Source organism: Acrocarpospora sp. B8E8, assembly GCF_039871605.1.
GTDB classification, from domain to species: domain Bacteria; phylum Actinomycetota; class Actinomycetes; order Streptosporangiales; family Streptosporangiaceae; genus Acrocarpospora; species Acrocarpospora macrocephala.
Genome location: NZ_JBDPLV010000009.1, coordinates 118642 through 131308 on the forward strand (window position 1 = coordinate 118642; position 12667 = coordinate 131308).

Annotated in this window: 14 protein-coding genes and 1 pseudogene; 3 read left to right on the top strand and 12 right to left on the bottom strand. The window is 67.9% G+C overall.

Translation table 11 applies throughout. The features are described 5' to 3' along the window. Positions 1 to 38 precede the first annotated feature (38 nt). Both ABGB08_RS10935 and ABGB08_RS10940 read right to left on the bottom strand, forming a co-directional pair. Positions 39 to 359, bottom strand: coding sequence for a hypothetical protein (locus ABGB08_RS10935; RefSeq protein ID WP_347589017.1), 321 nt, complete (start codon positions 357 to 359; stop codon positions 39 to 41). A gap of 281 nt (positions 360 to 640) precedes the next feature. Further along, complete coding sequence (locus ABGB08_RS10940; RefSeq protein ID WP_347589019.1) at positions 641 to 1582, bottom strand: calcium-binding protein; 942 nt, start codon at positions 1580 to 1582, stop codon at positions 641 to 643. A gap of 178 nt (positions 1583 to 1760) precedes the next feature. Here ABGB08_RS10940 and ABGB08_RS10945 point away from each other — a divergent pair, with 178 nt between their 5' ends. Further along, positions 1761 to 2408, top strand: a complete 648-nt coding sequence (locus ABGB08_RS10945; RefSeq protein WP_347589021.1) for a LysE family translocator — start codon at positions 1761 to 1763, stop codon at positions 2406 to 2408. Positions 2409 to 2474: 66 nt separating this feature from the next. On the opposite strand, the gene ABGB08_RS10950 is transcribed toward ABGB08_RS10945, so the two are convergent. After that, a complete protein-coding gene (locus ABGB08_RS10950; protein ID WP_347589023.1) occupies positions 2475 to 3482 on the bottom strand; it encodes a nitronate monooxygenase in 1008 nt (335 codons plus the stop codon). 231 nt (positions 3483 to 3713) lie between these two features. On the opposite strand from ABGB08_RS10950, the gene ABGB08_RS10955 reads away from it, so the two are divergent. After that, the gene (locus tag ABGB08_RS10955) at positions 3714 to 4052 is read left to right on the top strand and encodes an Lsr2 family protein (protein ID WP_347589025.1); all 339 of its coding nucleotides are present in this window, start codon (positions 3714 to 3716) and stop codon (positions 4050 to 4052) included. A 72-nt stretch (positions 4053 to 4124) separates the two neighbouring features. Here the strand turns inward: ABGB08_RS10955 and ABGB08_RS10960 are convergent, their stop codons facing one another. Next, positions 4125 to 5324 (bottom strand): cysteine desulfurase-like protein, encoded by a 1200-nt coding sequence (locus ABGB08_RS10960; RefSeq protein WP_347589027.1) that lies wholly within the window; start codon positions 5322 to 5324, stop codon positions 4125 to 4127. Positions 5325 to 5409: 85 nt separating this feature from the next. Here ABGB08_RS10960 and ABGB08_RS10965 point away from each other — a divergent pair, with 85 nt between their 5' ends. Then, on the top strand, positions 5410 to 6156 hold the full coding sequence (locus ABGB08_RS10965; protein ID WP_347589029.1) for an SDR family oxidoreductase: 747 nt from the start codon (positions 5410 to 5412) through the stop codon (positions 6154 to 6156). A 109-nt stretch (positions 6157 to 6265) separates the two neighbouring features. Here ABGB08_RS10965 and ABGB08_RS10970 read toward each other — a convergent pair whose 3' ends face one another. The 8 genes and pseudogenes from ABGB08_RS10970 to ABGB08_RS11005 form a co-directional block, all read right to left on the bottom strand. Beyond that, on the bottom strand, positions 6266 to 6757 hold the full coding sequence (locus ABGB08_RS10970) for an Ig-like domain-containing protein (protein WP_347589031.1): 492 nt from the start codon (positions 6755 to 6757) through the stop codon (positions 6266 to 6268). Positions 6758 to 7189: 432 nt separating this feature from the next. Next, positions 7190 to 7837 carry a dihydrofolate reductase family protein gene (locus ABGB08_RS10975; RefSeq protein WP_347589033.1) on the bottom strand — a complete coding sequence of 216 codons (648 nt, stop codon included), beginning with the start codon at positions 7835 to 7837 and terminating at the stop codon, positions 7190 to 7192. 308 nt (positions 7838 to 8145) lie between these two features. After that, positions 8146 to 8415 carry a hypothetical protein gene (locus ABGB08_RS10980; protein ID WP_347589035.1) on the bottom strand — a complete coding sequence of 90 codons (270 nt, stop codon included), beginning with the start codon at positions 8413 to 8415 and terminating at the stop codon, positions 8146 to 8148. 166 nt (positions 8416 to 8581) lie between these two features. Further along, positions 8582 to 8983: a DUF6508 domain-containing protein gene (locus ABGB08_RS10985; protein WP_347589193.1), complete on the bottom strand. Its 402-nt coding sequence runs from the start codon at positions 8981 to 8983 to the stop codon at positions 8582 to 8584. A gap of 36 nt (positions 8984 to 9019) precedes the next feature. Next, positions 9020 to 9520 (bottom strand): annotated as a pseudogene (locus ABGB08_RS10990) (O-acetyl-ADP-ribose deacetylase); the annotation flags it as partial. 48 nt (positions 9521 to 9568) lie between these two features. Beyond that, the gene (locus ABGB08_RS10995) at positions 9569 to 10423 is read right to left on the bottom strand and encodes an alpha/beta hydrolase (RefSeq protein ID WP_347589037.1); all 855 of its coding nucleotides are present in this window, start codon (positions 10421 to 10423) and stop codon (positions 9569 to 9571) included. Positions 10424 to 10573: 150 nt separating this feature from the next. Continuing rightward, positions 10574 to 10906, bottom strand: a complete 333-nt coding sequence (locus ABGB08_RS11000) for a hypothetical protein (protein ID WP_347589039.1) — start codon at positions 10904 to 10906, stop codon at positions 10574 to 10576. 166 nt (positions 10907 to 11072) lie between these two features. Beyond that, positions 11073 to 12146, bottom strand: coding sequence for a hypothetical protein (locus tag ABGB08_RS11005; RefSeq protein WP_347589041.1), 1074 nt, complete (start codon positions 12144 to 12146; stop codon positions 11073 to 11075). Positions 12147 to 12667 lie beyond the last annotated feature (521 nt).

The window sequence follows — 12667 nt, forward strand, 5'->3', positions numbered from 1 at the left end:
GCCTGCTGACCGCCGCGCTGAATCGTACGTGATCGGGTCTATCGGCGGGCTTTGATCGCCGCGATGAGCGCCAGAACCCCCGCCACGAGGATGGGGAAACCGATCGACAGCAGCGCGAGATACCCCAGGGCGGCCAGCACCACACCGGCGATCGCCAGCGCGATCCCCCGTCTCGGGGCCGCCCGCGCCGCGCCGTACGCCATCAGCACGGCGCACCCCGCCAGCCCCCCAAGGAACCAGGCCACCGGCCGGTCGCCCTCCCGCGTGATCAACGTGACGTACCAGACGGACATCATCACGGTGATCAAGACCGCCGACACCGCCAGCCAATCCCAGCCCGCTCTCCGCGCCACAGCCACATGTCCACGATGCCACCACCAGCCCAGAACTCGTAGCCCGGGTCGCCTCTACCGATGACTGACAGGTCAGAGCAGATGACGCCCCATCGAGGGTGAGGGCGTAGAGCCGACCCCGCCTGCTCGTCACCGACAAGCGCTACGACAGGAACCCGGTCTATGGAGGCCCGCGGGACGCCATCATCACCGATTAGCCACGCCCTCGCGGCCCCGGCATCCTGTCCTCAAGGGCGGCGTGCCAGGGCCACCGCGGGCCCGTGGAGGTGGGCCCGCGGCAGCGTGGGTTACAGCTCGCAGCCGATTTCCACGTCGACGCCCAGCCCGCCGTTGCAGTCGTCGGCGAAGCCGAGGCCTCCGTTCAGGGTGTCGTTGCCCCAGCCGCCCCGCAGGGTGTCGTTGCCCAGGCCGCCGTTCAAGACGTCGTTGCCCCAGCCGCCGGTCAACGTGTCGACGCCTAAGCCGCCGTTCAGAGTGTCGGCGCCCAGGCCGCCGTTCAGGGTGTCGATGCCGACGCCGCCGTTCAGGGTGTCGTTGCCGGACTTGCCGGTGATGTCGTCGTTGCCGCCTCCGCCGGTCAGGGTGTTGGCGAGGGTGTCGCCGGTCAGGGTGTCGGATGCGGAGCCGCCGATGACGTTCTCGACGTCGTTCAGGGTGTCGGCTTCGCCGGCCTCACCGCAGGGGCAGGCGGCCAGGTCGACGGTGACCGGGGCGACGCGGGCGGCGTAGCTGACGGTGTCGGTGCCGGTGCCGCCGTCGATCAGGTGCTTGCCAGGGCCGGAGTGGATGAGGTCGTCGCCCGGGCCGCCGTCGACCAGGGAGCCGATGCTGCCGGGGTAGCCGTAGGCGATGTCGTCGCCGGAGCCCAGGCCGATCAGGGCGTGGTTGGGGCCCGTCGGGTTGACGATGTCGTCGAGGTCGCCGACGTCGACGATGAGCTGGCCGCCGAAGCCGAACTCGGCCGTGCACTGGACCAGGGTGAGGTCCCTGGCGTCGGGGTGGGCGCAGCCGTCGAGCGGGGTGATGGCGACGATGTCGTCGACAAGGTAGGTGTTGGGGTCGGTGAGGGTGAACACCACATGGTTGACCTGGCCCGGCGCGGCCGTGTAGTTGAGTTCGCCGCCCTGGACCGACGCGCTGGCGTCGATCGCGTAGGCGGGGGCCACCGCGATCGTGGTGGAGAAAGTGAGAACCGCCGCGATGACCGCGGCTGAGCGTAATGCTGACACGTGCTTCTCCCGTCGGAGGGAATGCCTGACCGCAGGGTCCGCCCATGCCGTTGAGAGCTGGTTGCCCGCCGCTTGCAGACATCAGCACGTGGACGCCGGTTACCGAGACGTACGGATCCCCAGGTGCAAAGGCTTGCCAGGACGCCTTTACTCTGGAGCCGATGCGAAGGGGGACGCGGTGAACTATGGGGGCTTGGGCGGGATCGCAGTGGTGGCTCTGGCTATGGTGCTCACGCCTGGGCCGAACATGGTCTATCTGGTTTCACGGTCGATCGCTCAGGGGCGGCGGGCCGGGCTCTTCTCGCTCACCGGCGTGGTCGTCGGGTTTCTCGCCTACCTGACGGCTACCTGTTTGGGGCTCACCGCGGTGTTCGCGTTGGTCCCTGCCGCGTACACGGCGATCAAGCTGGCCGGAGCCGGTTATCTGCTTTATCTCGCCTGGAAGACGTTGCGGCCGGGCGGCGTCTCGGTTTTCGAGGCTGGTGAACTGAAGCCTGATTCGACGCTGAGGCTGTTCACCATGGGGTTGGTCACTAATCTGCTCAACCCGAAGGCGGCCGTGCTGTATTTGTCGCTGCTGCCGCAGTTCATCGATCCGGCGGCAGGTCATGTGATGATGCAGAGCTTCATGCTGGGCACCGTACAGATCACGGTGAGCATGGCGGTGAACCTGCTGATCGTGCTCACGGCTGGAAGCCTGGCCGCTTTCCTGAAAGACCGGCCGACCTGGCTTCGCTTCCAGCGCTACGTCACCGGCACGCTGCTTGGCGCCTTCGCCGTCAAGCTCGCGACGGACCGATCGCGGGTTGTCGTGGCCACGCCGTGAAGGTCGCCATCCCAGGTCCCGGTGTCGCGTCTCGATCACATGTGCGGGACCGGGTGCCGTCGCTGGTCAGCGGGTGTGCTGGGCCCCCAGCTCTTGGACCAGCCCGGCGGCGGGCACGTCCCGCGCGAGCGCGAACCCCTGCCCCGCCCACAGATTGATCATCTCGGCGTCACCCGCCCGGCGGGCGGCGGCGCGCAGCGGGGCGGTCAGCCAGTGGACCTGCGGATAGGCGGCGGGCGCGTGTGCCGAATGCTCGGCCAGGAACCGGTTCACCAAGCTCCGGGCCAGGCGCCCGGTGAAGGCCCGAGTCAGCGCGGTGGCCGGCGCCGACGTCAGCGCGGCCCGGTGGGGTTCGCTCGTGCCCGCCTCCGGGCAGCGCAGGAAGGCGGTGCCCGACTGGGCGGCGACCGCGCCCGCGGCCAGGACCGCGGCCACCCCCGCGTGGTCCATGACGCCTCCCGCGCCCACCACGGGAAGCGGGGTGTGCCGTGCCACCAGCCGCAGCAGGGTCAGCAGTCCGAGGTCGCCCTCGTCGGTGAACCCGCCCCGGTGCCCGCCCGCCTCGATCCCCTGGGCCACCAAGGCGTCGGCACCCCCTTCATACGCGGCGACCGCCTCAGCCGGGGTGGTGATCGTCACCAGCACGAGCGCCCCGGCCCCGCGCAACTCCTCGACGATCTCCCGGGCGGGCAACCCGAAGGCGAAGGACACCACCGGCACCCGTTCCCCGACCACCAGAGCGAGCTTCTCCGCCCAGCCGTCGTCGTCGGCCACAGGGTCCCCCAAGCGCACGCCGTACCGGTCCGCGTCGGGGCGCAGCAGCTCCGCGTAGGTCTCCACCGGACCTGGGGCGGGGCGGTCCGCGGCAGGCACGAAGAGGTTGACACCGAATGGAGCCTGCGTACGCGCCCGCACCGCCGCGATGTCGGCGCGCAGCTCCGCGACGGTCCGGTACCCGGCCGCCAGGAAACCCAGCCCGCCCGCCCCGGACACCGCCGCCGCCAGCTCGGGCGTGGACGGACCGCCCGCCATCGGGGCCTGGATGATCGGGTAGCGCAGGCTCTGAAGATCCACGACCGCCACCCTAACGGCCGGAATCAGAGCGGCAGGTGAGCCGTCACCGTGGTGACCCCATCGATTTCGGGTCACCGCCGGCCCATCCCCCGGCGTCGCGGGTGATCACGACGGATTGGCGAGAAAGCAGCATGGAATTGCTTTGCGGAAAGAATAGTCCTTCCGATTTTCGACTGGCCCGGTTCAGCCGTTAAGGTATGGCAAATATCGCGGCGGCATGAGGAGCGGACCATGGCCAAGCACATCGTTGAGCAGGTCACCGACGACCTGGACGGCACCGCGGGTGCCGCCACCTACCAGTTCGGCTGGGGCAAGGACACCTTTGAAATCGATCTGAGCGAAGCCAACAAGGACAAGCTGGAGAAATTCCTGGCGCCCTACATCACCAACGGGCGACTGGTTCGCGAGGCCAGGCCCGGTCGCGGGCGGCGGGCCGGCGTCAGCCAGCCCAAGCTCAGCCGGGAGAAGTCCCACGAGATCAGAGAATGGGCCAAGGCCAACAACTATCCGGTGAACGAGCGGGGCCGGATCGCGGCCACCGTCATCGAAGCGTACGAGGCGGCCCACTGACCCGGGCCACCGGCGACGCGACGACTACCGCGACGGCTCAGACGGCTGGGCCGCTCGCACCGGGTCAGCCGATCACAGGTCCTCCAGGGCGTTGAGCAGGCGGTCCACGTCCGATCTGTCGTTGTAGTGCACCAGCCCGGCCCGTACGGCAGAACCGGTGTCGCGGATGCCGAGAGCCCCCGTGAGCTCCCAGGCGTAGCAGTGCCCGTCCCACACGTTGACCTTGCGGGCCGCCAGGTGCTCGGCCACCTGGCGGGGCTTGTGCCCGGCGACGTCGAAGAACGCGGTGGCCGTACGGCGCGGGGGCGAGCCGATCAGGCCGACGCCGGGCAGGGACGACAAGCCCTTGAGCAAGTGCGCGAGCTCGGCCTGCTCGTGGGCTTCGACCGCCGTCATCGAGACGAGCAGCCGTTCCCGCCGGGTGCCGGTCGCGTCCGGGTCCAGTCCGGCGAGATGGTCGACCGCGGCGGTCACCCCGGCCAGGTCGGCGAAGGGCAGGGTGCCCGTTTCGAACCGGTCCGGCACCTCGTCCGGCGATGCGGCGAGCTTGTCGGGCGACAGCCGTACGAGCAGGTCAGGCCGGGCGATGACGGCTCCGATGTGCGGTCCCGACCACTTGTAGGAGCTGGTCGCGTAGAAGTCCGCGCCGAGGGCGACCATGTCGATCGGGGTGTGCGGCGTCGCGTGCACGCCGTCGACGTAGGCCAGCGCTCCCACGGCATGGGCCCGCGCGGTGATCCGCCGGACGTCGGGCATGGTGCCCAGGATGTTGCTGGCCGCGGTGACGGCGACGAGTCTCGTGCGGTCGGTCACGAGCTCGTCGTACTGCTCGGCGGGCAGTTCCCCGCTCGGCACGTCGACGGCCGCCCATCTGATCCGGGCTCCGGCCCGGGTGGCGGCCTGCACCCATGGCCGTACGTTCGCGTCGTGGTCGAGCTGGGAGACCACGATCTCGTCGTCCGGGCCCCAGTCCTTCGCCAGCGCGTACGCGAACCGGTAGGTCAAGGTGGTCATGTTGGGGCCGAACACGACGCCGTCCGCGTCCCCGCCGACGAGATCCGCGACGGCCTGGCGAGCCCGCGAGACGATCTCATCGGACCGTGCGCTGGCCGGGAAGGCTCCGTGGGCGTTGCCGATGCCCTCGGCGTAGGCGGCGGCGATGGCATCGATCACCGGTCGCGGCACCTGGGTGCCCGCGGCCGCGTCCAACCAGGCATATCCGTCAGAAAGGGCAGGGTAGAGCGCGCGGATCCGCGCGGTGTCGAGGCTCATGCCTCCCCAGTCTCCTGGGTCGGCCGGTCGGAGGCAAAGGGGGCCCCATCCGCCCGGAGCACGTCGACCTGTTAGTGTCCGGCCGGTGAGCGGACGAGCGGTAGTGGTCACTGGGGCGTCGCGGGGAATCGGACGGGCTGTCGCGACGGCGTTCGCGGCCGAGGGCGACCGGGTCGCGATCCACCATCGGGCTTCGCCGGAGCTGGCCGAACGGCTCCGCGCCGAATTGCCGGGAGAGGGCCATGCCGTCGTGCAGGCCGACCTCGCCGATCCCGATGAGGTGCGGCGGATGGTCGACTCGGCGGCTGAGGCCCTCGGCGGGATCGACGTGCTGGTCAACAACGCCGGCGTCTTCTTCTCCCATCCGATCACGGAGGTCTCCTACGAGGAGTGGCAGGCCGCGTGGCACCTGACTCTGGGCGTCAACCTCCTCGGGGCGGCCAACGCGACGTGGTGCGCCGTACGGCACATGGCCCGCGGCGGAAGGATCATCAACGTCTCGTCGCGCGGCGCCTTCCGCGGGGAGCCGGACAGTCCCGCGTACGGCGCGAGCAAGGCGGGCATGAACGCGCTGGGCCAGTCGCTCGCCATCGCCCTGGCTCCTCGCGGCATCACCGTGGGAACCGTGGCGCCCGGGTTCGTCGAGACCGATATGACGAACGAGCACCTCAAGGCGCCGCGGGGCGACGCGATTCGGGCGCAGAGCCCGTTCGGACGGGTGGCGGTGCCCGAGGAGGTCGCCGCCGCCGTGCTGTATTTGGCCTCACCGGCGGCCGAATGGGCGAGCGGCACCATCATCGACCTCAACGGGGCCTCCTACCTGCGCAGCTGACCCTTTGGCCGAGCGGCGCGGCCTGATGGGCAGGCCGCGCCGCATGCCCAGGCTCCCCTAGGCGGGTACCGGGTGGGATCTTGGGGGGCGGAGCGAGCGGTGGGGTTGCTTACGGGCAATAGGGCTCGTCGGGCAGGCCAGGGGGCGGGTCGACCAATAGGAACGACACGATCTGGGAGTCGGCGTTCAGTTGGGGTTTGTCGGTGTCATACGCGCGCGCGAATGCCGTGTTCTTGCCCAAGCTCTGGGGGATGAACGGTCCGCGGTCGACCGTGATCTCGTACGGCGCGATGTTGTCGGTGGCCAGCAGGCGGTCGTTGACATAGAACTCCACCCGGTCGATCCCGTCGGGGGCGAAGATCGGGATGGCTGGCCGGACCTGCATGATCTCGTTGTCGACGTCCACGGCGCTGGCGCTGAACGTGATCGGGCACCCTGACACGCCTATGGAGCCGTCTGTCGGGCTGATCAGGTCTACTCGTGGTGGCAGGTTCGTGGCAATGGGACCGGCCACCGGGTCGCCCATGGCGGCCCCCGCGCCGGCGACCGAGGCCACCGCGGCTAACGTCAGAGCCCCGATGAGAACCAGGCTGCGTCTCACGTGCTACTCCTTCGATTTGCTGTTGCTATGGCAGGAGGCCTGTGTGTGCCCGTGTTGCGGATGGCCACGTGGCCCGTGCTGTGGCCGACGCAGCCACTAGTGGCGGGCATGGGAGGCCTGGGACCAGGGTCATCGTCGGCTCTCCGATTGGATAGATCAGCGGGACTAGCCCAATACGCAGCCCGATAATCAGTGCAAACTGGGAGAAGGCACGTGCTCGCGGTTACTGCAGACGGACGCGTTGGCAGTTTCCTGCGTTTTGACGGGCTGTTACTGGGCCTATCGAGTTCCACATACACGGCGTAGACGACCCGGCTGGGAGCTCAAGTAGCCCAGGTCGTCCGGACCGTAGATTGAGGACAGCTGATCTATAGGCTGTCTACATATCACCGTCGCACAACCTGCCAGCCCAAAGGATGAATGCGCCGACTGTCAGGCGCGTCGATAGCGGACGTGGAACGCGCCGGTGTCGAAGTGCTTGATGCTGATCAGCCGCATGCTGATCGGTTCGGGAAGGCCGGGGAACAACGGCAGCCCCGTCCCGAGGGCCAACGGGTGGACGATCAGGCTGTACTCGTCGATCAGTCCGAGCCTGGACAGCGACTGGACGAAGCGGGCAACGCCGGCCACGGCGATGTTCTTGCCGGGTCGCTGCTTGAGCTGTGCGATCTCGGTGGCGGGGTCGGCAGTTGCCAGCCGGGCGTTGGCCCACTCGACCCGGTCCAGGGTCTCGGAGAAGACGATCTTTGTCATGTCGTTTATCAGGGGCGCGATCTCGTCGGTCGAATTCGGCCAGTGGGCCGCCTGCTCGTGATAGTTGACACGCCCAAGCAGATAAGTGTCCATGTCCCGCAAGCCCTCGACGATCAGCTCCTGCCGGTTGCAAGTTGGACCGGGTAGCCAGGTAGCGGTATTCCCCGGCGGCCGCGAACTCCGTGCTGCCTGTAATGAACGCCTGGCTTCCCTCGACCCAGAACGGCAGCGGCGGAAACGAAACGCGCACGTCCTCGCGCAGCAGGTCAGCCAGCACGTGGGTGTCGCGCCGCTGGTGGGCGTCCATGTAACGCTGCAGCAGCGCACGCTCGGCCGCGCTGGGATCGGTCGCCGGACCCCATTGCGACCGTTGCCGTGGCAGGTGCTTCCGCAGCATCCGGTAACAATGCACCTGAAGCTCTCGCCGGTAGCGCTCGGTCAACGCGGTGAACGCCGACTCGTCCCCCGCCCGCACCGCGGCGACGACAACGCTGTCCTCGGCCACACCCTGTCCCCTCCTGCTGACAACAGTTCACCCATTGCTATGACGACCACCAATCGAGAAAGGAATCGCTTGGACTTGGTGGTCCCTGAGCCGGGACAGGCGCCATCAGGGTTCATGGAGGGCCTGCGGTTCAACCAGCGTCTCGGGCCGTCGCTTCGGTGAGCTCCTTGATGTGCTGGTTGCGCGGGAAGATGAGCCTGGTCATGTAGCGGCGCAGGACCAGGAGTTCCGCGAGGGTGCCCAGTGAGCCGTACGGGGCGGTGAAATCGACGATGTCCCGCATAAGGGTGCCCTCGTCCGCCGCCAGGAAGTGGTGCGCGGCCTGTCGCAGGCGCTGATCGTCGACGTGAGCCGCCAGGTGACGCCGAAATGACGGGCCTGCCACGTCAATGCACGGCATCGTCGTCGCTCAAGATCCGCTTCCGGGTACGCGCGTGGGCCGCTGGGCCAGGGTGACGGTGTGGGTTCGTCATGATCCCGGCGACGAAGGCGGCGTTCGTGAACCGCGCCAGCCGAACTCCCCACTCGGGGCGTTGAGCGCCGACCTGCCAGACGGAACCTGAGCGTCATCGGCGTTCGTGCTGGTACCAATGGCGCAGCCGCCGCACGATGGCCTGGAGGGCGCCGTTCCGAATCGCTTCCTGTATCGTCCCGTCAGAGAATCGCTCCCCCCGGAGAAAGGCGGTCGCCAGTCGCGCCGCGTCGGCGACGGGAGCCTGGTCCAGCCCATTCCCGTCGGGAAACAGGGGCGTGACCTGGTGCCACGCCCACCAATCGAACACCACAATGATCTTCAGTCCGACCAGGATGCTGAAGACGGCGTTCAAAGCCTCGCTGTAAATCGCGTAGACGCCCTCTTCGCCCGGTACCGCTCCGCCCTCCCAGGTAACCTCCAGATCGGCATCCGTGAGCCCGTCGGCCAGCGCGAACAGCTTTTCCCAACGTTCGGACGGCTCCTCGGCGAGCACCGCCTCGATCTCCTCATCCGTTGGCCCCAGGCCCTGAAGGACCCGTTCAAACGTCTGGTACGCCACCACGTCGAACAACACGAACCTGACATCTTCGATCCGCGTATCCACTGACCGCACCGTGCCGAGAGCGATTCGGGCCGCATCCTCCATGGGCCACCGATAGATCCCCGTAGAGATCGCGGGAAAAGCGACACTCCGCGCACCGAGTTCATCGGCCACTCGCAACGATTCCCGATAGCAGGAGGCCAGCAGCCCTGACCTGTCCTCCCCCACCGAATGAACCGGCCCGACCGTGTGAATCACCCACCGCGCCGGCAGCTCCCCAGCAGTGGTCGCGACCGCCTGCCCCGTCGGCAACCCCCTGCCATACCGCGACGCCCGCAACTGCCGACACTCCGCCAGAATCTCGGGTCCACCACGCCGATGGATGGCCCCGTCAACGCCACCTCCACCCGACAGCGAGGAGTTCGCGGCATTGACGACAACATCTGTGTCCTGCCGAGTGATATCCCCCCGCACCAGCGTTATCTTCATGCGATCGAGTATCCCAGCGTGACACGTCGCCGCCCTGCCATCGGCCGCCTAGCGTACAGAGCAGACCGCGGATGCGATAACTGCCGTCACCTCATCCGGATGCGATATCAACGTCAAATGGGACCCACCCTGAAACTCAGTGATCTTCGCGTGTGCCCGGTGGGCCATGGCCAGCTTCGAAGCCGGAGTGATGATCTGATCGCCGCTGCTGATGAAGGCCCAGGACGGAATCGTCTTCCACGCCGCCGTTTTCGACGGCGTCGTGAACGCATTGGTTGAGGCGGGACGCTGAGAGGCCCACAGACGCATCGCGACGTCCCGGGGCTGATCGGAGGCAAAAGAACGGACGAAGATCTCCTGCCGGAGGTAGAGGTCTTTCGCTCCCTTAGGCGCTCCCGGATAGGACACGTCGTAGTACAGGGAAGCGGGATTCTCGTTGAGCACGGATCCGGAGCCGCTGAGCTGACCGGTCGTCTCCCCGACGTCAGGCGCGGCCGCGTCAACGTACACAAGAGCCTTGACACTGGGATTGCCCGCGGCGGCGTTCGTGATGACCGATCCCCCGTAGGAGTGCCCGACGAGCACGATCGGGCCAGAAATGGTCCTCAGATAGTCTGCCACGGCCGCGGCATCGGTGGTCAGGCTCCGGAGCGGATTCGGTACGGCCCTGGCGACGTACCCCGCCTCTTGCAGAGCGTTCACCTCGCCGTTCCAGCTCGACGTGCCGGCCCAGGCGCCGTGAACCAGGATGATTACCGGCTTCTCGGCACCCGACGATTGACAGGGAAACGGACTGCTCTTGGTGACCACCTGAGCGTTGGCCGTCCCCGCCGTGGTGGCGATCACCGATAGGGCCAGGGGTACGATGACCTGCCGTCGTCGTCGGGTACGCGCAACCTTCATGTCTCCCCCTCCGATGACGGCAGATTCAGATGATCAAACACATGCAATCCATCATGCCTCGAACACCTACGCAATTAACCCAAACAGGGTTAAAACGTAGGATTTTGGCAATCGGTCATAGGGGTCGTATTCGGGCCGCCATAGGGCCAGTTATCCCGCAGCAGGAACGGCCGGGGTGTCGGCGCGGAACTGGTCCAGCGCCACGGCCCGTTCGTGGTACGGGATGCGGGACAGCTTGGTGACCAGGTCCCACATCGTGCGTTCCGCCGCCAGGTCCGCCGGAAGCTTGAGGCCGAGGGATTCGGCCAGAGGTTTGCGGCCGACATTGACCAGCGCTCGTACGGATGCGGCCCACTCATCGGTGGAGGAGACCGCAGCGAGGTACCGCAACGGGAGCAGGACGCTCAGGCCGACGATGGTGATGAGCAGGACCGTAGGGTCGGAGCCGGCCGCCGCCAGCGTCGTGGCAGCCGCGACGATCACTATGACGTGGCCGGCCAGGAGCGCGATGAATCCACGTTGGCCCGGGCCAGGTCGACTTGCTTGCGCACCTGTTCGGGCGAGATGAAGCGGCCACGTCCTCCCGCCCGCTGCGTGTGCGTTCTGGTGGTCAGCCCCTCCGTCCGTGTGGCCCCGATGCCCAGCCGACTCAGCGGCCGTAGGCCCAGATCAAACCGCCGCGGCCAGAAGGTGCCGCGCCGACCGCCCAGGCGGAACCGCTCTCCGGCTGGATGGCGAGGTCACGGACGGACGCGTTCTGGTTCGGCGGAGCCGGAAAGGCGCCCGGCTCGACGCTGTCGGTGCCGATGTGCAGAAACCCGCTGCCTCCGCCCTTGGCGTCGTAGACGACCCAGGCCCCGCCTCTGCCGTCGGGCTCCGCCTGGGCGCGCGGCTGGATGCCCGGTTCACCACGGACCTCGAAGTTCCAGCTGCCCAGATAGCCGGACAGCAGCAACGTCTCACCGCAGAAGGAGTGCTTCGCACCGCCGCACGGCCAGGCGACCCAGCCGACGGCCATCACCCGGCCGGTCTCACCGTCGACCGCGACATCCGTCAGCTCCGAGATCTGGCCCGAGCGTGCGGACGGAATCGCTGGAAGCGCGACCGCGCGCCAGGCCGTGCCGGTCCAGCGGGCCAGCGCCGCCGTGCCCCGCACCGAGCCCGCCGCCCACCGGCCGTCGAGTCCTTTGACCACGATCGGCGTGTGGACCTTGCGCCACACCGACCCGGCCAGGCGCCGCAGCGTGGACCGCGCCTTCCACCCGGCGTCACCGGCCGCGGGGAACGCATTTGAGTCCTCGATGACCCCCAGGTTCCTGCCGATGGCGTACGCCCGATCCACTCGGCCATAGCGCCATCGCTTGACCTGCCAGCGCTTGCCATCCCACCGGGCGTACCGCGACGCGCCGAACGCCCAGACCCTGGTGTCGGACGCCGACGTCAGCCGCTTCACCCGGAAGCCCGGCCCGGTGACACGCTTGAAGGTCGAGCGGCCGCCCTTGAGCAGGAGCGACTCGGTGCCGCTCGATCCGCGATCCGGGCGCCTGGTCCCGGCGACCCAGACCGCCCCGCCCGGCGTCACCGTCACCGCGTCGTAGGAGTCACGGCGGTCGTCATGGACGACACTCCACTGACCGGCCGGCGCCACGGCGTGGGCGGCGGCCGGCCCCGCAGCGACGAAAAAGGCGACGGCTGCAGCGGTGCCGCGAAACAGTATTCCCACAAAGGGTGAGACGCGCCTTGCAGAGGAAAAGTTTGCATGCGGCAGGGTAGGAGATGGCGAGATCCGGACCTGTCACGCGACATCGATCGCCATGCCGTCCGCGCACTGTGGAGCGTGGCAGGCCGCCGGGTGATCGTCGATGCCATGCTGCCGCCGGCCGCGGTCAGCCGCCGTGCCGCGCGACATCGTTCTGGGTGCCAGTGCCCGTCGTATGGGATAGACCGAAAAACGTGAGAGAGGCCCCGTGGGCCCAAAAGTTGTGCCACCAGCTACCGTCATGGCGAAGCATGATCTCTCCTCTCTGACAAGTCCACGTGTTGTCCAGGCAGATGCCGAGGACTGCGCGAGCGGTCGCGGCGTCGCCCGAGACAACCACGGCTCGTAAATGACACTAGCGTCACGATTACCAATATGCCCAGAATGCCCACCCCTCGTTGCGCATTTAGTCATTCGCGAAGTTGTGCGTGCCGAAAATAGTGTGGGTGACACGATTTTCGGCACCTACCAGCACTCGCACCCCT